The sequence below is a fragment of the Ruegeria sp. BHSB056 genome (assembly GCF_059613305.1).
The window spans coordinates 14,142-33,826 of record NZ_JBXWSG010000001.1; the positions used below are offsets into that span (position 1 = coordinate 14,142).

The window sequence follows — 19,685 nt, forward strand, 5'->3', positions numbered from 1 at the left end:
CCTGTGAAAGGGGCTGCGCCCGAGATTTTTGTGCCTCCGGCGGGGATATTTTCAGCCAGGTGAAGGATCAAGAGCTTTTTACCATGCGCCGGGCAAGTTTCAGGGCTTCGATCAGGCTGGAGGGGTTGGCGATGCCTTTCCCCGCGATGTCCAGTGCTGTTCCGTGGTCGGGTGAGGTGCGGATGAAAGGCAAGCCAAGGGTGACATTCACGCCCCGGTCGAAATCCAGCGTCTTGATCGGGATCAGAGCCTGATCATGATACATGGCGATGGCGGCGTCATAGCGGGTGCGGGCAGCGGCGTGAAACAGAGTATCCGCAGGATGGGGGCCGGTGATGGTTGCGCCCTCTGGGTTCAGATCAGCCAGCATCGGAGCAATCCAGTCGAGTTCCTCTGTGCCCATCTTGCCGCCTTCACCTGCATGTGGGTTCAGACCTGCAACTGCGATGCGGGGATGTGTGAGCCCGAACTGATCACGCAAACCGCGTACAGTGATTTCAATCGTCTCGCGCAGAAGATCAGGGGTAAGTGCCGCGGGAACTTGTGACAATGGAATGTGAATCGTCGCGGGAACGACGCGCAACTGCTCGCTGGCCAGCATCATGACTACCCGGCGGGTTCCGGAAAGGGCTGCCAGAAACTCGGTATGGCCAGGAAAGGTGAACCCTGCGCCGTCAATCAGGGCTTTCTTGTTGATCGGTGCGGTGCAAAGCGCCGCCGCCTCGCCGGTCTGTACCAGTTCGGTGCCGGTTTCGATGGCGTCAACCACCGACGGCGCGTTGGCCGGGTTTGGCTGTCCGAAAACGTTCGGGGCGGGAAAGTCCATCTGAAGAACGGGCAGGGCCCGATCACAGATTTCAGCGACCTGACTTGGATGTTCGATTTTCGCAACGGGTGTGCCTGCGGGCAGGTGGCTGGCGTCTCCGATATAGAAGAACGGGCAGGCATCGCGCAGGTCTGCCCAGGCTTTGGCCGCGATTTCCGGACCGATACCAGCCGGTTCACCGCAGCTGAGCGCGACGGGCCGCATCATTCCTGAGTAATGACAGCGTCAGCCCGCAGCTGCTCCACCAGACTGGCCGCAAACGCCTGAAGACGTTGCTGCGCCAGCGCGTTGGCTACATCGCCCCGAGAGGTGTCTTCACCAAGATCGCGCGTGCGGTTGCATAGCATCAGGAACACAAGCGTTTGACCATTGTTGCGGGTCAGAGTCGCCGATGCTTCGTTCCGATCCAGCTTGGCCAGTTCCACGGCAATATCACCGGGCACCTCAGAAGGCGCGGCTTCGACCCGGTCCAGAACTTCGGCCGGCTGATCCTTGGCAATGCCATAGAGATCATCACAAGTGTCGATTTCTTCTTTCAGCTTCGCGGCACGTGAAAGGGTTTCGGCGCTGCGTCCGCCTGGCAGGTAATAGGCGGCATAATCCAGCTTTGAAATGCGCGGAGCGCCGGTTGCGACTTCGCGCAAGCCACGCATCTGAAACAGAGCAACCGCGTTTGGCAGGGTGATCGGGTCGGTGATCTCACCGGTCTGAAGCCCCAGTATAACAGGTTGAAGCGCCGGGGGCAGGTTCGAGATGTTCAGCCACTCCAGACGTCCGCCCTGACCCCGTGTTGCGGCTGCGGAATACTGAGCGGCGGCAGCAGAAAACGCGTCCTGCCCTTCAAGGCGCGAGATTTCTTCGGCCAACAGCTCGGTCTGGGCAACCGTTTGCGGGTTTACCGGGATAATGATTTCGGACAGCAGGACCTGCAATCCGCCTCCGCCCGTCTGGCCCAGTGCGCGATCGATCTCATCCTCGGTCGGGCGGGCCTGCGACAGATAGCGCGAGCTGATATAGTCGCGCCATGCCAGTTGATCCGCGACATAATCCCGGACCGTTTCAGGGTCGACGCCAGCGTCGCCGAGAAGTTTCAGGAATTGTTCGGATGACAGTTGTCCGCGCGCGGCGAATTCGTCGATGCCCAGCTGAACGGCCTCGGGCGTCGCTTGCACGCCGGCGTCGCGCATGACCTGCTTGCGCAGTTTTTCATCAATCAGGGCATCCCTGACGTCAGCTTCGTTGTCACCGGGCAAACCCAGAACATTCAGGAATTGCAGGCGCTGTTCAAGCTCGTACCAGGTGACAATGTCCTGATTGACGCGGATCGCGGGTGAGAACAGGCTTTGCGTGCCACCCTGATGAGGCGCGATTGCAAAAACTGCGGCAACCAGTGCCGGTGTGACCGGTTTAAGCCAACCGGAACGGAGAAACCTGGAGAAACCTGATATCAACTGCATGTTCTCTTGTATGTCTTGCCACCGCCTTCAAGGGCGTACCCTGTCAGAGAAAGGGTAAAGCCGAATTCTGTCGAAGGCTCAATAGTGGATGTTGAAGTAAAGCGCCGACTTACGGACATGTTAACCCGAACGCATTCGTTCTGATAGGTCACACCCAGACCCAGCCGGATCGGTTCCGACTCGGCCAGATCGTAGCGCGCCAGGGCATTGGTCAGCCAGTTCTGATCGACCTGGTAGCGCCCAAGAAGCAGAATTTCCGAGATTTCTTCGGTGATGTTTTCCGCTGGGTCCGGCTCTTGCCAGATATAGCTGCCGGAAAGGCCGGCGTTTTCGGATGCCCATGCGCCGCGCAGCTCGGCTTTGACAAAACTCAAATCCCCGTCTATCAGACCGCGCCCGGCAAGTGACCAGCCATTGGCCGTGCTGATCTGCCCGGCTACCAGCAAATCCGATGATGTGCCCTGCAAGCCCGATGTCAGCGTGAAGTTTGGATCGGCGTCGGCCCGAAACACTTGGCCCACAGTCGCCTGGGCCTGCCAACCACCCGCGCCATACCGGGCCCAGTTCAGGCCAACAACACTTGTGGCGCTGTTCTCGCGCTGATCTTCAGCAGGAAACCGCGAGAGGGACAGAAGGTTGCCCTGATCGAATTCCTGAAACGTGCTTTCATCATTCGGAACATCGGTATCCGATACATGTGTCCATCCGAACTGCGCGATCGGTTCGAGGAACTGAACAGCCCCCGATTCCTCGCGCCGGGTCATTGGATATCGGAGAGTCAAAGCCGCGCGCGGCGTAGATCGGGTCACATTGTTGGGGTAGTTGCTGTCGTGGCGAATGTTGAAAGTGTCAACCGACGCCCCCAGCGTGGTATCGACCCGCAGCCCCGATGAGAAAGTCCAGCTGCGCAGCCATTCGGCATCGAAGGTGGCCCGTGCAATGTCGCGACCAACAACATCTGTATCGCTGGTACGTTCGTGCGCATGACCGATGAAAGCCAGCCGAACCTCGCCACCTAGCGTGCTGGGAAAATAGCGTTTTTCATAGTTGAGATCGAAGACGCGAGACGGAATCTCGTCCTGATTTTCGCTGTCCCTTAGCGTTTTGTAGTAGATCACGCCGGTTTTGAACGCGCTGTCGCGTTTGATCCGCTCCAGCGCGATTTCGCTGCGCAAACGGTCCAGATCCGGCAAGCCATAGTCAGCCAGGTAGGCATCGTCGGATGTGGTTTCCAGATTGAAGGTCAGCCGGAAATCGTTTTTCAGATTGAACCAGCCTTTGGCAAACAGGTAGCCGCGATCCTGGTCGGGTTGCACATCATCCCGTGTATACGCGCCATCCACCTGAATACGTCCGTTTACGAAGGCCTGACGATAGCGGTATCCCAGAGTAGTCGTCTTTGCTGAGACGTAAGGCGTAAGTGTCAGGTCCTTGTGATCGCCAAGCTTGAAGAAATAGGGGACCTGAACCCCAGTGCCCAATTGCGAGGTGCTGCGGATCGAAGGAACCAGAAAGCCTGTTGCCCTCTCTAGCGTTGGGTCGGGCAGGCGCAGATAAGGAAAGTAGAATACCGGATAATCCAACACCCGAAGCTGCGCGCCTTCGAAATATAGTTGCCGTTCCAGTTGATCATGCGTGACTTTGCGCGCCCGGATTTGCCAAAGAGGCGGCCTGCCGTCGTTGCAGACATGACAGGATGTGGCTGAAACCTTGCTGAATTGTGTATAACGGCCTGCGGCCCGTTTCGCCTGAACCGAGGCGATCTGTACCTGCTGTTCAAACACCATGCGCGCACCAACCAGCAGTCCGTTCTGAATTCCGCTGTCCAGTTGCCCTGAATCCGCCAGCAGGGTGGTCTGACCACCCTGATCGATACGAATTGGGCCTTCCAGTGTCAGCTCGCCAGTCTCGCGGTCATATGTGATACGATGGGCGGACAATTTGGTGTCGCCCTGAAAGGCCTCGACATTGCCTTCAGCCACAAGTTTGCGCTCAGGCGTGATGAATACCTTGTCGGCCACCAGCAAGGCAGGCTCTTGCTGCGCTTGTGCGCCCTGTGGCTGTGGTTGGCCTTGAGAGGTCTGTGCCGCAAGTCCCGTCGGAATGGATAAAGCGAGTGCACTGGTAAGCAACACAGGAACGATATGCCGCATCAGCCGTCCTCCGCGTGCAGTAGCAGACCAAGAGACAACAGAATTGCGGCAAAGGGCGGTGCCCAGGCGGCGATATAGATGGGCAATTGTCCGTTTTCCCCGAGGATTTGCGCGAAATTGCGCACGAAATAGATGGCAAATCCAAGCAGGACGGCTGTCAGGACGGCGATCCCTGTGCCGCCGAACCGAACGTGGCGCATGGTGAACGCGGCCCCGATCAGAACCATCGAGATCAGAAAGAAAGGCCGGGCCAGCTGTACCTGCAGCCAGACCTCATATTGCTTGGTCGAGAATCCCGCCTCGCGCAGGTCGCTGATCAACTGGGGCAGGTCGTATACCGAAACCGAATCCTGTTGCCCCAAAGTGTCCATGATCCGCTGCCGAGTCAGTGAGGTTGGCAGCTCCAGACGCTCGTGTGCAACCGAGTTGGATTCGGGGTTTTGCCCGTCCTGCAAAGCCCATACCTTTGCTTTGGAAAGAACCCAGTTCCCGCCTTCCAACTCTGCCCGGTCCGAAACAATTTGCTGGGTCGGTTTGCCATCCCGCCCAAAAGTGATGACGGTAACTCCGTCCAGCCGCAGCTTGTCTTGGTTCGACGTTGCCCGGGCGTGGATGACAGCCTGCCCATTCTCGGCAGACTGGCGCAGCCAAAGGCCCTCGCTGCTGATCGAAAGGGCCGAACTGCCGTTGTTTCGGTAGGAATCCGACAAGCGCCGGAATTCTTCGGATGTGGCTGCTGCAATAGGGTTCAGCAGTGCGACTGCCAGCGTGCCGATGATCAGCGACAACAGGACAGGCGCAACCAAGGCGCGGATGCCCGAGCGGCCAGTTGCACGGGTCACCACAAGTTCGGACGTACGTGCCAGCCCGACGAACAGCGCAATGGTGGACAGGATCACCAGCAGAGGCAGCATTTCGCTGATGGCGGCTGGTGTATTCAGCAGTGTGAGGTGCAGCAGCTGGGCAAAAGACAGGTCGAAATCGTCAAAGCGGCGAATCTGTTCGATCAGATCGATGAGAATCATCAAGGTCAGAAAAATACCTCCGATGACCATGAAGCTTTGCAGAAACCGGCGAGCGAAATAACGGTCCAGGATCATGGGCGCGACCCCATTGCGCCTGTAGTGCGAGGGTTCGGGCCGATATCGCGCCTGCGCAATGCTGCGCGCGACAGCGTATGCCTGCCCTGTCGTACCACGTTTTTCTCCCCCGAGCCTGCCGGTCATTTTTTCGGGACCTTAATGCAATTGAAAGGCGGGGAAAACTGCTATCTGGTCAATGCGTGCCCCGCGGGCTAGGTCTTGGGGAACAGAATTCGAGGAGTGTACAATGAGCAGTCTGATACCGATCCGTTTTCAGGAATTTGACCTTGAGGCTATGGCGCAGGCCGGGGGGCGCGTCGCCATCATCATTCCGGATGACGGTAAGATGAGCCCGGCAGCCCGCCGGGCAAACCGTCTGACGAAGGGCGGCTTGGCGCGGCTTGTTGAAAGCGAGAGTTTCAGAAAGTCGAAGACAGGTGATGTCATCTCGATGGCATGGCCCACAGGGATGGCGGCAGAGGCGCTGGATGTTCTGGTTTTGCCACGTCGCCCCGAGGCCGGCGAAGCCCGCAAGGCAGGGGCGGCGCTGGCTAAGCTGGCCGGCGGCAAGGACATGCTGGTGATGGTGGGCAATCAGGCGAGGGCCGAGGATCTGGCACTGGGGATTGTTCTGCGCAGCTATGAGTTCGACGCGCATAAAACCAAGGAAAGCCAGAAGGCGGGCACAGTGACAATCAGCCACGCAAAGCCTGCGGAGGCCGAGGCAGATTTTGCACCTCTCTATGCAATTGCTGATGGCGTTCGGATGACGCGCGATCTGACCAATGAACCAGCAAATGTTTTGACCACCACCGAATTCGCGGACCGCCTGGTTGAGATGCAGGGGCTGGGTCTTGAGGTCGAAGTACTGGACGAAGACAAGCTGGCCGAGTTGGGAATGCGCACATTGCTAAGCGTCGGGCAGGGCTCGGACAGCCCTTCGAAAGTGGTGGTGATGCAGTGGAATGGCGGGGCCAAGGATGACGCGCCTTTGGCACTGGTCGGAAAGGGCGTGGTGTTTGACACGGGTGGTATCTCGCTCAAACCCGCTGCTGGCATGGAAGAGATGACCATGGACATGGGCGGCGCCGGCGTTGTTGCAGGCACCATGCGCGCGCTGGCCAAGCGCAAGGCAAAAGCCAATGTCGTGGCGCTGGTCGGTCTTGTCGAGAATATGCCATCAGGTAACGCCACCCGTCCGGGTGATGTGGTCAGGTCGATGAAGGGCGATACGGTCGAGATCATCAACACCGACGCCGAGGGCCGCCTGGTTCTGTGTGACGTGATGTGGTACGCGCAGGAACGATTCAAGCCGGTCGGTATGATTGACCTGGCAACTTTGACCGGTGCGATCATCATCGGGTTGGGCCATGAAAACGCTGGTGTCTTTTCGAACAATGACACGTTCTGTGATGCCTTCCTGAAATCTGCCAAGGCCGAGGATGAAGGCGCTTGGCGGATGCCATTGGGCGATGCCTATGACAAGTTGCTGAAATCGCGCATTGCCGACATGAAGAACGTGGGCGGTCGCCCCGCCGGTTCAGTCACCGCCGCGCAGTTCCTCCAGCGGTTCGTAAAAGAGGAAACACCGTGGATTCATCTGGACATTGCAGGCGTCGCCTCGGTGTCTGAAGAGACCTCTTATGCGCCCAAAGGCGCCACCGGCTGGGGCGTGCGCGCGCTGAGCCGGTTTGTGCAGGATAATTTCGAGTAAACACATGGGCGCTGTCTATTTCTACCACCTGACCCGCCAGCCGCTGGAGCACACCTTGCCCGCGCTGCTGGACAAGGCGCGGCAAGCCGGGTGGCGGATAGCCGTGCGGGGTACTGACCCTGCGCGGATGGACTGGCTGGATGAAAAGCTGTGGCTGGGCTCCGAGGACGGGTTCCTGCCACATGGTCGCGCTGGCGGCCCGCACGACGCGGACCAGCCGATCCTGCTGACTACCAGCGCCGTTGCGGGAAATGGCGCGACCTGCATCATGGCTGTGGATGGCGCGCCGGTCGAAGCGGAAGAAGTCGCCGCGCTGGAACGGGTTTGTATCCTGTTCGATGGCAATGACGACATGGCTGTACAACAGGCGCGCGGGCAGTGGAAAGCGCTGACGGATGCCGGATGTTCCGCACAATACTGGTCGGAGGAGTCCGGGCGGTGGGAAAAAAAGGCTGAAGCCTGACCGGCCCGCAATTTTCAGGAGATACGACAATGCAGAAAAAGCCCTTGGGCCGTACCGGAATTATCGTGAGCGATCTGTGCCTTGGCACGATGACATTTGGCTCTCAAACGTCTGAAACGGATGCGCACCGTCAGATGGATATGGCGTTGGACGCGGGGATCAACTTTGTCGATGCGGCGGAAATGTATCCGGTGAACCCTGTAGCGAAAGAAACGATCGGGCGCACCGAAGAGATTTTGGGAAACTGGAATGCCGCCAGTCCTACCCGCCGGGGAGATTATGTTTTGGCGACCAAGCATTCCGGCGCGGGGCTGTCTTTTGTCCGTGATGGTGCGCCGATCACCGCCCGCACCATACCCGAAGCGATTGAGGGGTCTTTGCGACGTTTGCAGACCGGGTATATCGACCTCTATCAGTTTCACTGGCCCAATCGGGGCAGCTATATGTTTCGGCAGAACTGGGATTATGCGCCGTCTGGCGAAAACACGGACGAAGTGCTGAGCAACATGCAAGAGTGCCTTGAGGCATTGCAGGCTCAGGTAGACAAGGGCAATATCCGTGCCTTTGGCCTGTCGAATGAAAGCGCTTGGGGAACCGCGCAATGGCTGCGGCTGGCCGACCAGATGGGGGCGCCGCGCGTGGCATCGGTGCAGAACGAGTATTCATTGCTGTGCCGCCATTTTGACACCGACCTGGGTGAGTTGAGTGTGCATGAAGATGTTGGGTTGATGGCGTTTTCCCCTTTGGCAGCAGGCTTTCTGACCGGAAAGTACCAAAATGACTGCGTTCCCGACGGATCGCGTATGTCCTTTGTGCCTGAGATGGGAGGCCGGAAATCCGGTCGTGTTTTCGAGGCGGTTGCAGCTTATCTGGACATCGCCGCACGGCATGGTCTGGATCCGGTGCATATGGCACTGGCGTGGTGCCGGACGCGCCCGTTCATGATGTCGGCAATCTTCGGGGCCACGACCGTTGCACAGCTGGATCATATTCTGGCGGGCGTGGATCTTGAATTATCCAAGGATGTGTTGGCCGAGATCAGCAGGGCACATCGGGCGCACCCGATGCCGTTTTAGGGGCTCTGCCCCCGTCGCCTTTGGCGACGCCCCCGGGATATTTTTGGCCAGATGAAGAAGGATCCGGTCAGTGATGGGTGGGATGCGCGCGTTCGTGTCTCAGGTCGCGGGCCGATTGACCGTGGGCGGTGCGGAAAGCGCGGGCAAAGCTGGATTGCGAAGCAAAGCCGGTGGCGAGCGCCACATCCATTAGTGGCATGTCGGTGTCGGTGACCAGACGGCGGGCCTCGGCCAGGCGCAGTTGCAGATAGTGGTCCTGCGGCGTCGTGTTCAGGCGCAGTCGGAACTGTTGTTGCAGCGTCCGTGGGCTGGTGCCCAGGCGGTCTGCGATAAAGGCCAGCGGCAGAGGATCATCCAGTGACGCCTGCATCATCGAGTTGGCCTTGGCGGTCAGTGCTGTGTGGCGATGGGGTGCGCCTGTGCGGCTTTGCGGTTTTCCAGGGTCCGGAGCGCCATCGTAAAGGAACAGGCCCGCAACACGCGCGGCGAAACTCGCGCCGTGACGGGCGGCGATGATGTGCAGCATCATCTCGACAGCCGGAATTGCGCCACCCGAAGTCAGGCGGTTGCCCGAAACGGTGAAGCGGTCGGTGCGCACATCAACTTCGGGAAACCGGGTGGCGAAATTTTCGAGGTCTTCCCAATGGGTTGTTGCCAGATGACCATCCAGTAGCCCGGCCTCGGCCAAGAGCCACGGGCCGCCATCAATGCCTGCCATCGTTGCGCCTGTGCCCGCGATGCGCCGCAGACCAGCCAGCAGGCTGGGGGTGGCGTGGCGGGCCAGTTGGAACCCGGCGACCACGATCATCAGGTCGCAGGATTGCAACCGGGCCAGTGGAATACCAGGCACCTGCAACGCACTTGTCAGCATTGCGGGCTCTGGCGTCGCGGTCACATAGTCCCAGTCAAAGGCCGGGCGGTCCGCCAGACGGTTCGCGGCCCGCATCGGGTCCACCGCAGAGGCAAAGCTGAGCGTGTTGCATTCGTCCAGCACAAGCACAGCTGTTTTCAGGGCGCGGTGTTCCGGTTGCAGTATGTTTTTTGCGGATTTCATCAAGTTTGATTCGCATATTGCCAAGTGGGTTTCCCAAAGCTGCGCCAGAGTCGGGTCAGAACGCAAATCGGAATCCGGGGAAAAGCCTGGGGAAAACCCTTGGCACAAGCCGGTATAAGCTGGGGAAAACACCATGCCTTTGGAAATGAACCGCGAAGTCTTTATCACCTGTGCCGTAACCGGCTCGGGTGGAACGCAGGACCGCAGCCCGTATGTGCCGCGGTCACCGCAGCAGATCGCCGACAGCGCAATCGCTGCAGCCAAGGCCGGGGCGGCAGTGGTTCACTGCCACGTGCGCGACCCCGAGACTGGAGCGCCAAGCCGCAGGCTGGATTTGTACCGTGAGGTGACAGACCGCATCCGTGACGCTGATGTGGACGCTGTTTTGAATCTGACCGCAGGGATGGGTGGCGATATCGTATTCGGCGGTGTTGAAAACCCGTTTCCTGTGGCCGAGGGCACCGACATGGTTGGCGCTTCGGAACGCGTGGCGCATATTGCCGAATGCTTGCCCGAAATATGCACCTTGGACTGCGGCACAATGAACTTTGCCGAGGCCGATTATGTTATGACGAATACGCCCGGTGCATTGCGCGCCATGGGCAAGATGATGACTGATCTGGGTGTGAAGCCCGAAATCGAAGCCTTTGACACCGGCCACCTGTGGTTTGCAAAGCAACTGGTGAAGGAAGGGATTCTGGCGCCCAACGCTCTGGTTCAGCTGTGCATGGGGGTGCCGTGGGGCGCGCCGGATGATCTGAATACCTTTATGGCGATGGTGAACAACGTGCCGGATGACTGGACCTTCAGCGCGTTTTCGCTGGGACGGAACGAGATGCCGTTTGTCGCGGCTTCGGTTCTGGCAGGCGGCAACGTGCGCGTGGGGCTTGAGGACAACCTGTGGCTGGATAAGGGCGTAATGGCCGAGAACTGGCAACTGGTGGAACGTGCGCGATCCATCATCGAGAATATGGGCGCGCGCGTGATAGGTCCTGACGAAGTCCGTGCGAAGCTGGGGCTGACCAAGCACGCACCGGTTGCAAAATAATGGGCACGCGGAGTTTGGGGGCCAGCCCCCAAGCCCCCGGAATATTTCTAAAAAGATGAATCATGCGCAGCCAGTAGGTGGGAAATCATGAAAACGGCATCAATTATTGGGGGCGGAGTTATCGGCGGTGGATGGGCCGCGCGGTTCCTGCTCAATGGCTGGGATGTGCGGGTGTTTGACCCTGACCCCGAGGCGGAACGCAAGATTGGCGAGGTGCTGGACAACGCAAGACGGTCCTTGCCGGGGCTGAGTGACGTTCCGTTGCCAGCCGAGGGTTCGCTGAGCTTTCACAGCGACATGGCCGAAGCGGTTAAGGGTGCGCGTTGGATACAGGAGAGTGTGCCAGAACGTCTGGATTTGAAACTGAAGGTTTACAAAGGCTTGCAGGAGGCTTGCGATCCGGGCGCGATCATTGGATCCTCGACCAGCGGGTTCAAGCCGTCCGAACTTCAGGACGGAGCGCTGCGCCCCGAGCAGATCGTGGTGACGCACCCCTTCAACCCGGTTTACCTGTTGCCTTTGATCGAGCTTGTACCAACAGACAAGAACCCGCCCGAGATGATCAAACAGGCGCAGGACCTGTTGAAATCGCTTGGGTTCTTCCCGTTGCATGTCCGGAAAGAGATCGATGCGCATATCGCCGACCGGTTCCTGGAAGCTGTCTGGCGCGAGGCGCTTTGGCTGGTCAAGGATGGCATTGCGACAACCGAAGAGATTGACGAGGCCATCCGTATGGGGTTCGGCATCCGCTGGGCGCAGATGGGTCTGTTCGAAACCTACCGCGTGGCCGGGGGCGAGGCGGGGATGCGCCATTTCATGGCGCAGTTCGGGCCTGCCTTGAAATGGCCGTGGACCAAGTTGATGGATGTTCCTGAGTTCACTGACGAACTGGTCGATTTGATCGCCAATCAATCTGACGCACAATCCGGGATGCATTCGATCCGAGAATTAGAGCGTATTCGCGATAGCAACCTTGTTGGGATGATGCGGGCCCTCAAGGCGCAGAATTACGGCGCGGGGGCGGTGCTGAACCAACATGATGCAGGGTTGAAACCCGGCGCGCTGCCGACGCTGGATCAAGCGGATCTGAGCCAGCCCATCCTGACCCTGTCGCGGGCCGTTCCGCTGGACTGGACGGATTACAACGGCCACATGAACGAAGCGAAATATCTGGAGGCCTTTGCCTCCGCCACCGATCGGTTCATGGAAATCATCGGATGCGATGCGGATTACATCGCCTCGGGTGGCAGCTATTTCACGGCGGAGAACCACATTCGCTATGTGGATGAAGCTCATGCTGGTGCCAAAATCGACGTGCGCACGCAGATGCTGTTGGGGCAGGGGAAGAAGCTGCATGTGTTCCACAGCATGTATGAGGGTGACAAACTGCTGGCCACAGGTGAAAGTTTTCTGCTGCATGTCAGCCTGGAAACCCGCCGCCCCAGCGCGCCATCCGCTGAAATCGAAGCGGCTATGGCGCGGGTTGCAGAGGCTCAGGCCGGATTGCCTTATCCAGAGGGCGCAGGCGCGGCGATCAGGAAGCCTTCATGACGCGCCGGGTTCTGGTGACGGCTGGCGCGTCAGGCGTCGGCCGGGCCATGGCCGAGGCGTTTGATGCGTTTGGCTATGACGTCCGGGTCACGGATATCGATCAGGCGGCGTTGGATTCTTTGCCCGAACATTGGACCAGGCACCGAGCGGATGCTGCGGACGAAGCTGACATGCGCGCGGTATTTGACGCCGTCCAATCGACGGGAGGGTTGGATGTGCTCTGTGCCAATGCAGGTATTGCTGGTCCGACCGATGCTATTGAGGATATCGATTTGGATGCCTGGCGTGCCTGTGTCGCGGTCAATCTGGACGGTGCCTTCCTGGCGGCGAAACATGCAGCGCCGCTGATGAAATCGGCGCGGGCGGGCAGTATCATTCTGACCTCGTCGACAGCCGGGCAGTATGGCTATCCGTTCCGTGCGCCCTATGCGTCGGCAAAATGGGCTGTCATCGGGTTGATGAAGACGCTGGCCATGGAGTTGGGGCCCTATGGCATCCGCGCCAATGCCATTTGTCCGGGCGCAGTTGAAGGCCCTCGGATGGAAGGTGTCCTGACCCGCGAGGCCGCAGCCAAGGGCATGACCCGTGACGAGGTCTATCAGGGCTATGCCTCGGGCACCTCAATGGGGCGCTTTGTTGAAGCGCAGGATATCGCCAATATGGCAGTATTCCTTGCCTCAGATGCGGCGCGTTTGGTTTCAGGTCAGGTGATCGCGGTGGATGGTCACACGGTCAACCCGGACCCGAAACTGTAACTCAGCCCTGGTTTGGACCACGGATCTGGCGGATGGTCTGACGGACTGCCTGCCAGTCCTGGGCTTCTTGTCGGTTTCCGGCGGCTTCGCAGTCGCGCATTTTTTTCGCGGCTTCGGCTTCGGCTTGGTCTCCATGGGCGGCAAAAAGTGCACGTGCGTATTGAGCGGTTTGAATTGCGTCCATTCCTGTGCTCCTCCGTCTGTGTTCGGAATGCCTTATGGTTCGCGCCATAGTAAAATAGCACAGGTTGAGCGTTGCTGCATCACCCGTCGCGGGAAACCGCCGTTCTGAGGCGACGCAGATGGTTTGGAAAGTCACGGGCTGCCACGTCGGCCTCACGTACCAGCGTGTCGAAATGGCGTGAGAACGTCTCGATCCGGTCCCGGTCGCGGAAGGCCATATAGTGACTTCCTGCGTAGAATACACAAAGCAGCGGGCCGAAAATCGTCACCGGTGCCGAATAAAGCCGTTTTGCGTCAAACAGATAGATGCGCATCCGCGGATAGAGCTGTTCGCACAGCGCCAACAGGTGATCGATCTGTTCCAGCCGAACTTCGGGGCTGAGACCCTGATAGTACCCGGTCGCGTATGCAAAGCTTTCGATTTCGAATAACGGCATAGCGATCTCATAGTCCGACTGGGCGCTGCGCATCCATGCCAGACGATCCGCCGACGCGCCGATGGCTTGATCAGCGGTCCGACCCAGATGCGGGGCGTATTCCCATTCCAGTATCGCACGCGTCTTCAGCATGTCGGGCAGGGTGGCCGGGACATAGCGGATCTTGTACCCGGCGGCCTCCTGATGCCACTCGAAGATACGTTCATCGACAAGGGCGCGGGGGGCCTCGGTAAAGGTCAGCGAGCTAGCCAGAAGCTCGGCCGCGCTTTCCGGCCTGTCAGAAAGGCTCAGCAACCAGTCAGCCGACACGCCAAGTGCCGCTGCGCATCCGCCAACGACATGCGCGTTGGGCAACCGCGCGCCATGATCTGTCAACAGTTGGGAAACGGTCGAGCGGTCAACGCCAATATTGCGCGCAAGGGCACTTTGGCTGACATGGCGCTCTTCCATTGCACGGGCGAGGCGGAGACGAAACTGGGCGGCTCGGTCGCGCTTGTCGATATTTTCCTGCATGTCGTGTTTTTTATCACATTTGATGAATTTTGTTAATCATATTCAGAATTTCCAATACCGGGGTCCGAATGTAACGCTTTTGAGTAAGAAAAAGAACGGGGTTCGGAATGGAAACGCGGCGAAGATCAGTCGTGAAAGCAATCGTTTGGAATGTGATGGGGTTGGCGATCATGACAGTGGTGGGCTTGATCGCAACAGGCTCGGCCGCTGTAGGAGGGGCGCTGGCGCTGGTGAACACGGCCATCGGCCTGACGATGTACGTGATTTACGAAAGAATCTGGGCGAACATTTCGTGGGGACGCAATGGCTGATCCCACTACACCCAAATCGCCTGAATGGGGTACGTTTTTCCTGATCGTCTTGTGTTATGCCGCGTGGCTTACCGGTCTGTACTGGCTGGCAAACACATCCTTGTGGGTGGCTGTCCCTGCTCTGGGTGTTGTTGCGGCTTTGCATTCGTCACTGACGCATGAGGCCCTGCATGGGCACCCTTTTCGTGCCAAATGGCTGAACGAGGCGTTGATGGCACTGCCGTTGACATTGGCAATTCCGTATAACCGCTTTCGGGACCTGCATCTGGCGCATCATCAGGATGCCACCCTGACAGACCCTTATGACGACCCGGAATCGAATTATCTGGATCCGCATATCTGGTCGGGATTGCCCCGGCTGGCGCAGATGATCCTGAGCCTGAACAACACGCTGTTGGGGCGGATGGTGCTGGGACCCGTCCTTGGTCAGGTTCTGTTTATGCGGGACGAATGGCGCGGATTTATGCGCGGGGACAGGACGATTCTGCTGGCATGGGCTGTGCATCTACCCGGCGCGGTAGTGGTGCTGTGGGTTGTTGCGCAATCGGCCATGCCGGTTTGGGCCTATCTGATCGCGGCCTATCTGGGGTTGTCGCTTTTGAAGATCCGCACGTTTCTGGAACATCGTGCACATGAAAAATCCCGCGCCCGCACGGTAATCATCGAAGATCGCGGGCCTTTGGCTTTCCTGTTTCTGAACAATAACCTGCACGTCGTTCATCATATGAATCCGACTGCACCATGGTATCGCCTGCCATCGTTGTACAGGGACGGAAAGGACAGGTATTTGGCTTGCAATGAGGCTTATGTTTACCGGTCCTATGCACAGATTTTCCGGCAGTATTTCTTTCACGCAAAAGACCCTGTGCCACATCCGCTCTGGCCAAAGCCTTGATTTGACGACACAACGGGTGGCATGAGTCTCTGGATCCCTGTCACAATTGCTGCCGCCAGTTTCCAGACTGTGCGTTTCATGCTGCAAAAGTCGCTGGCCAGCGTGAAATTGTCTGCCGCAGGTGCCACTTTTGCGCGGTTTGCCTATTCCATGCCTTTGGCGGTTATCGGGCTATGTGTTGCGTTGCAGATAACTGGGGCGAGTATACCCCGGCTCAGCAGTTTATTCTGGCTTTACGCGGTCATCGGCGGGACAGCCCAAATCCTTGCCACGATCTGCGTGGTGGCGCTGTTCAAACAACGCAATTTTGCCGTTGGAATTACCTTCAAGAAAACCGAAGTGATCCAGACCGCCATTGTTGGCTTCCTGATCCTGGGGGACAGTGTGTCGCGCGGTGCGTTGATCGCGATCCTGTTGGGGTTGATGGCTGTGCTTTTGTTGTCAAAAACACCCGGTGGGGACGGACCCTGGTGGCGCCATCTGACCAATCGGGCTTCGCAATTGGGGCTTGGATCGGGTGTCTTGTTTGCGTTTTCCGCCGTCAGCTATCGTGGGGCTTCGCTGCAACTGGGCGATATCGATGCGTGGTTCCGGGCGCTGGTAACATTGGCAGCGGTGGTGACATTCCAGTTTACCAGCATGGGGATATGGCTGCTGTGGCGCGACCGGGCCGAACTGCACGCAGTCTGGCAAACGCGAAAGACCGGGGTATTTGTCGGCCTGACCAGCCTCGGTGGCTCGTTTTGCTGGTTCTGGGCCTTCACCTTGCAGAATGCGGCTTATGTCAAAGCGCTGGGGCAGGTAGAGCTGATCTTTAGCCTGTTGGCGTCGATCCTGTTTTTTCGCGAAACAATCACCCGGCGCGAAATCGCCGGGATGATGTTGCTTGGGTTTTCGATTTTAGCACTTGTGCTGGCAATCTAGCTGGCGCGACGTTCGTCGAAGCTGAGCGCGATGAAACTGGGTAGGTGATCTCCCATGCCCACGACGGTCGGGCCGGTGTCTTCCTTGCGTCCACGACTGCGCCCCTTAGGCTCGCGAACTTTTTTGCCCTCTTTCGGGTTCTCGGGTGCTTTGGCCTTTTTCTCAGGTTTTGGCTGTTCGGGTCTAGGGTCTTCCTGAACCGGGTGGTCTATACGCGGGATGTCTTTCTGGATCAGCTTTTCGATCGCAACCAGTGCTTTTTCGTCGCGTCCCGAACAGATTGTGATGGCCTTGCCTTCACGCCCGGCGCGACCGGTGCGGCCAATGCGGTGCACATAATCCTCGGGGTGGCCGGGGACGTCGAAGTTGAACACATGGCTGACCGACGGGATGTCCAGACCGCGCGCCGCGACGTCCGATGCCACCAGCAGGCGCAATGATCCGTCACGGAAACCGTCCAGTGTTTTCATCCGCTGCGACTGGTCCAGATCACCATGGATGGCGGCAGCGTTGTAACCGTGTTTTTTCAATGACTTTGCGCAGATGTCGACATCCGTCTTGCGGTTACAGAAGATGATCGCGTTGGTGCATTTGTCACCTTCGGCATCGATCAGCGCGCGCAGAACCTTGCGTTTGTTGCTGGCTTCGCGGTCACGACGTCCGCCTTTGAACATGACCACGCCTTGTTCGATTGTCTCGGATGCGGTCGCCTGACGGGCCACTTCGATCCGGGCAGGGGCCGACAGGAACGTGTCGGTGATCCGCTCGATTTCGGACGCCATGGTGGCCGAGAAGAACAGGGTCTGACGGGTGAAAGGTGTCAGTGAGAAGATGCGTTCGATATCGGGGATGAACCCCATGTCGAGCATCCGATCCGCCTCATCCACCACCATGATCTGCACGCCGGTCAGCAACAGCTTGCCGCGCTCGAAATGATCCAGCAAACGGCCCGGCGTGGCGATCAGAACGTCGACACCGCGGTCGATAAGGGCTTCTTGCTCTTTGAAGCTGACACCGCCGATCAACAGCGCTTTGGTCAGTTTCAGGTGTTTGGTATAGGTGTCGAAATTCTCGGCCACCTGTGCGGCCAGTTCCCGCGTCGGGCACAGTACCAGCGAACGTGGCATACGCGCACGCGCGCGGCCACGGGCCAGCAGTGTGATCATCGGCAGCGTGAAGCTGGCGGTTTTACCTGTGCCTGTCTGGGCGATGCCCAAAACATCGCGCCCTTCCAATGCGGGTGGAATCGCACCTGCCTGGATCGGAGTTGGGGTTTCGTATCCGGCTTCCTCAATGGCTTTGAGGACCTTCGGGTTCAGGTTCAGTTCGCTAAACTTTGTCATGTAAGTCCGGTTGAATGCGGACACTTGACCTGGCCCGCGCGTATAAGATGTGCCGGGCCCGGATGGCCATACGCGTGATGCGACATTTCGGCTTGGACGCGGACATAACAAAAACGTTGGTCGGGGTCAAATGAAGACCGCTGCATCCGGGTATCATTGAGACAGGTTCGAGTTTTGCGCAACAATTCAGCAACTTCCGGGAAAGTGTTTCGCCAGTTTCCCGTCCAGATTCAATGCGCGGTGGCGGATCAGCCCGTTCTGCTCCAGCCGTTCGCGGACTTTTGGGTCAGCGCCGCTCATCTCGTTGAAGAACGCGCGCAGCCCGTCCTCGCCGTGTTCGCTTTCAATCCAACTGAGCAATTCATTCTTGTTCAGTCCCCCCATCTCGCGCGGGGCATTCGGGGCCATACCAGCCTGATACGAGCCGCGATCCATGCGGAACGGATAATGTGCGATCCAGTGGTCCCAGTCCGGCGCATGGCGGTGGCATAGATCGACTTGCACAAGCTCGTATTTGCACGGCAGCAATTTCCCGTTCTGAAACAGGTTGTGGATACGAAAACTCAGACGTTTCAATCCCGTGCGCGCAAACAACTTGCCCTGTACATGGCTGAGGAACCCGCCAAGGACGAAGGCCCCATAGTTGGGATAAAGCCTCTCAATCAACTCTGTACGGGCCGGGCTTTGCGGCACATGCGCCTTGTACAGGTCGTCGCCGCCTGCCAGCGCCTCGATCGGGCGGACACGGGCGGCGTGAACCTTGTCCGGGACTTCGCGCAACACATCCGAGATTGGGGTCGGCGACCACAGAAACTCGTCAACATCGATATGGGCCAGCCAATCCAGATGCGTGTCACGATAGGCGTATGTGGCGTTGACCGATTGGCGAACCTGGTGCTTGTCCGGTCGCGTGCGTTTTAGTTTTTGCCAATAAGCATCATCGCAAACCTGTACGCAAACACTGGGATGCGCCTTCAGCGCCTCGAACGTGCGCTGGTTCGGCTCATCCAGATAGATATAGATGGTCTCGGCACCCAGATCGAGGTGATAGGCTACGAACCGAAGAACGTCTTCGGTCGGTCCCCTGACCATCGACACGACACCCCATGTGGTCATGTGCGCTGCGCGCGCGCTTCGCGCATGAGTTTCAGGCGGCGAAAGACACCGCCGGGATCACTGTTGAGCTCGATCATCAAGTGATCGACCAGCGGCGCGATGGTGGTGTCGCTTAGGGCTTTGGTCCAGACCGGAGCAATCAGATTGACGTCCAGCCCGCCACTTCCAAGGGAAAACCCTTTCATCTGATAGGGCAGCGGGACGCGTTTCAATTTTTGATACGGAAACGGTGTTTCCGGGGGCAGCTGCGAAAAGCGCCTCTCGAACTCATAAAGTTTCATCATGCCGAACAACATGCGCAACGCATGACCAACCTCGCGCTGGGTTGCAGTTTGCCCGTGGTCCGCAAAGGTCTGAACCGACGAGACCAGCCACCGCAGATCAAGCGTGGACAGAAGGTGGTCCGACTGTTCGTTCCAAAGGCGGCAAAACAGAAGCGGGGCGTGGCGTGGGAAGGACCGCTTTCGCAGGTTCGAGATCAACTGGGCATTCAGGAAAGCAAGTTCAGAATTTCCGACAAATTCCCGCGCTATCTGAGCGCGCTTGCGATCCCAGCTTGTATTAGGCTTTGGCGGGGGCACAGTCGCACTTTCGGGCAATGTACGACCGGCCAGTTCAATGAGGTCGATGTCAAGGTCAGGCAACGAGGTGGTGCCGAACTGAAACGGGCTGCGCCGGTTTTCATACCTGTCCAGCATGTCGGGCAGACCGCCGGGGAAAGTCAGTTCATTCTTGCTCATGCGCGCAGAATTGCACAGGCAGACTCGGCTGTGCAATCAGTGAG

19 protein-coding genes are annotated in these 19,685 nt (G+C 58.5%); 9 read left to right on the forward strand and 10 right to left on the reverse strand.

Annotation, left to right across the window (positions count from 1 at the left end; translation table 11 throughout):
* Positions 1 to 67: 67 nt before the first annotated feature.
* Genes pdxA through lptG form a run of 4 tightly spaced genes read right to left on the reverse strand, consistent with a single transcriptional unit; the run spans position 68 to position 5,536 of the window.
* Complete coding sequence (gene pdxA, locus AC2FND_RS00095) at positions 68 to 1,033, reverse strand: 4-hydroxythreonine-4-phosphate dehydrogenase PdxA (RefSeq protein WP_496767185.1); 966 nt, start codon at positions 1,031 to 1,033, stop codon at positions 68 to 70.
* Positions 1,030 to 2,283 carry a peptidylprolyl isomerase gene (locus AC2FND_RS00100; RefSeq protein WP_496767187.1) on the reverse strand — a complete coding sequence of 418 codons (1,254 nt, stop codon included), beginning with the start codon at positions 2,281 to 2,283 and terminating at the stop codon, positions 1,030 to 1,032. The genes pdxA and AC2FND_RS00100 overlap by 4 nt, the downstream gene beginning before the upstream one ends.
* A complete protein-coding gene (locus AC2FND_RS00105; protein WP_496767188.1) occupies positions 2,274 to 4,436 on the reverse strand; it encodes an LPS-assembly protein LptD in 2,163 nt (720 codons plus the stop codon). Before AC2FND_RS00105 ends, AC2FND_RS00100 begins: the two co-directional genes overlap by 10 nt.
* Positions 4,436 to 5,536 (reverse strand): LPS export ABC transporter permease LptG, encoded by a 1,101-nt coding sequence (gene lptG, locus AC2FND_RS00110; RefSeq protein ID WP_496767190.1) that lies wholly within the window; start codon positions 5,534 to 5,536, stop codon positions 4,436 to 4,438. The genes AC2FND_RS00105 and lptG overlap by 1 nt, the downstream gene beginning before the upstream one ends.
* 229 nt (positions 5,537 to 5,765) lie before the next feature.
* Between lptG and AC2FND_RS00115 the strand changes: the two genes are divergently transcribed.
* Genes AC2FND_RS00115 through AC2FND_RS00125 form a run of 3 tightly spaced genes read left to right on the forward strand, consistent with a single transcriptional unit; the run spans position 5,766 to position 8,771 of the window.
* The gene (locus AC2FND_RS00115; RefSeq protein ID WP_496767192.1) at positions 5,766 to 7,232 is read left to right on the forward strand and encodes a leucyl aminopeptidase; all 1,467 of its coding nucleotides are present in this window, start codon (positions 5,766 to 5,768) and stop codon (positions 7,230 to 7,232) included.
* A gap of 4 nt (positions 7,233 to 7,236) precedes the next feature.
* Positions 7,237 to 7,695 (forward strand): DNA polymerase III subunit chi, encoded by a 459-nt coding sequence (locus AC2FND_RS00120; protein WP_496767194.1) that lies wholly within the window; start codon positions 7,237 to 7,239, stop codon positions 7,693 to 7,695.
* A 29-nt stretch (positions 7,696 to 7,724) separates the two neighbouring features.
* The gene (locus AC2FND_RS00125) at positions 7,725 to 8,771 is read left to right on the forward strand and encodes an aldo/keto reductase (RefSeq protein ID WP_496767195.1); all 1,047 of its coding nucleotides are present in this window, start codon (positions 7,725 to 7,727) and stop codon (positions 8,769 to 8,771) included.
* 67 nt (positions 8,772 to 8,838) lie between these two features.
* Here the strand turns inward: AC2FND_RS00125 and AC2FND_RS00130 are convergent, their stop codons facing one another.
* Positions 8,839 to 9,825: a GlxA family transcriptional regulator gene (locus AC2FND_RS00130; protein WP_496767196.1), complete on the reverse strand. Its 987-nt coding sequence runs from the start codon at positions 9,823 to 9,825 to the stop codon at positions 8,839 to 8,841.
* 133 nt (positions 9,826 to 9,958) lie between these two features.
* Between AC2FND_RS00130 and bcoG the strand changes: the two genes are divergently transcribed.
* The 3 genes from bcoG (at position 9,959) to AC2FND_RS00145 (ending at position 13,179) form a co-directional block, all read left to right on the forward strand.
* Complete coding sequence (gene bcoG / locus AC2FND_RS00135; protein ID WP_496767198.1) at positions 9,959 to 10,873, forward strand: 3-dehydrocarnitine:acetyl-CoA trimethylamine transferase BcoG; 915 nt, start codon at positions 9,959 to 9,961, stop codon at positions 10,871 to 10,873.
* Positions 10,874 to 10,957: 84 nt separating this feature from the next.
* On the forward strand, positions 10,958 to 12,424 hold the full coding sequence (locus tag AC2FND_RS00140) for a carnitine 3-dehydrogenase (protein ID WP_496767334.1): 1,467 nt from the start codon (positions 10,958 to 10,960) through the stop codon (positions 12,422 to 12,424).
* A complete protein-coding gene (locus AC2FND_RS00145; protein ID WP_496767199.1) occupies positions 12,421 to 13,179 on the forward strand; it encodes an SDR family oxidoreductase in 759 nt (252 codons plus the stop codon). Before AC2FND_RS00140 ends, AC2FND_RS00145 begins: the two co-directional genes overlap by 4 nt.
* Before the next feature lies 1 nt (position 13,180).
* On the opposite strand, the gene AC2FND_RS00150 is transcribed toward AC2FND_RS00145, so the two are convergent.
* Both AC2FND_RS00150 and AC2FND_RS00155 read right to left on the reverse strand, forming a co-directional pair.
* Entirely contained in the window at positions 13,181 to 13,363 is a 183-nt protein-coding gene (locus AC2FND_RS00150) for a hypothetical protein (RefSeq protein WP_480473168.1), read from the reverse strand.
* A gap of 79 nt (positions 13,364 to 13,442) precedes the next feature.
* Positions 13,443 to 14,312 carry a helix-turn-helix domain-containing protein gene (locus tag AC2FND_RS00155; protein ID WP_209503711.1) on the reverse strand — a complete coding sequence of 290 codons (870 nt, stop codon included), beginning with the start codon at positions 14,310 to 14,312 and terminating at the stop codon, positions 13,443 to 13,445.
* A gap of 107 nt (positions 14,313 to 14,419) precedes the next feature.
* Between AC2FND_RS00155 and AC2FND_RS00160 the strand changes: the two genes are divergently transcribed.
* From AC2FND_RS00160 to AC2FND_RS00170, 3 genes are read left to right on the forward strand one after another with little or no spacing between them, the layout of a single operon-like run.
* Positions 14,420 to 14,623, forward strand: coding sequence for a DUF2061 domain-containing protein (locus AC2FND_RS00160; RefSeq protein WP_209503712.1), 204 nt, complete (start codon positions 14,420 to 14,422; stop codon positions 14,621 to 14,623).
* Complete coding sequence (locus tag AC2FND_RS00165) at positions 14,616 to 15,518, forward strand: fatty acid desaturase (protein ID WP_496767201.1); 903 nt, start codon at positions 14,616 to 14,618, stop codon at positions 15,516 to 15,518. Before AC2FND_RS00160 ends, AC2FND_RS00165 begins: the two co-directional genes overlap by 8 nt.
* A gap of 21 nt (positions 15,519 to 15,539) precedes the next feature.
* The gene (locus AC2FND_RS00170) at positions 15,540 to 16,442 is read left to right on the forward strand and encodes an EamA family transporter (RefSeq protein WP_496767203.1); all 903 of its coding nucleotides are present in this window, start codon (positions 15,540 to 15,542) and stop codon (positions 16,440 to 16,442) included.
* Here the strand turns inward: AC2FND_RS00170 and AC2FND_RS00175 are convergent.
* From AC2FND_RS00175 to AC2FND_RS00185, 3 genes are all read right to left on the reverse strand, one after another.
* Entirely contained in the window at positions 16,439 to 17,785 is a 1,347-nt protein-coding gene (locus tag AC2FND_RS00175) for a DEAD/DEAH box helicase (protein ID WP_496767205.1), read from the reverse strand. The genes AC2FND_RS00170 and AC2FND_RS00175 overlap by 4 nt on opposite strands.
* Before the next feature lie 186 nt (positions 17,786 to 17,971).
* A complete protein-coding gene (locus AC2FND_RS00180; protein WP_496767206.1) occupies positions 17,972 to 18,901 on the reverse strand; it encodes a glycosyltransferase family 2 protein in 930 nt (309 codons plus the stop codon).
* On the reverse strand, positions 18,898 to 19,641 hold the full coding sequence (locus AC2FND_RS00185) for a hypothetical protein (protein WP_496767208.1): 744 nt from the start codon (positions 19,639 to 19,641) through the stop codon (positions 18,898 to 18,900). The genes AC2FND_RS00180 and AC2FND_RS00185 overlap by 4 nt, the downstream gene beginning before the upstream one ends.
* Positions 19,642 to 19,685 lie beyond the last annotated feature (44 nt).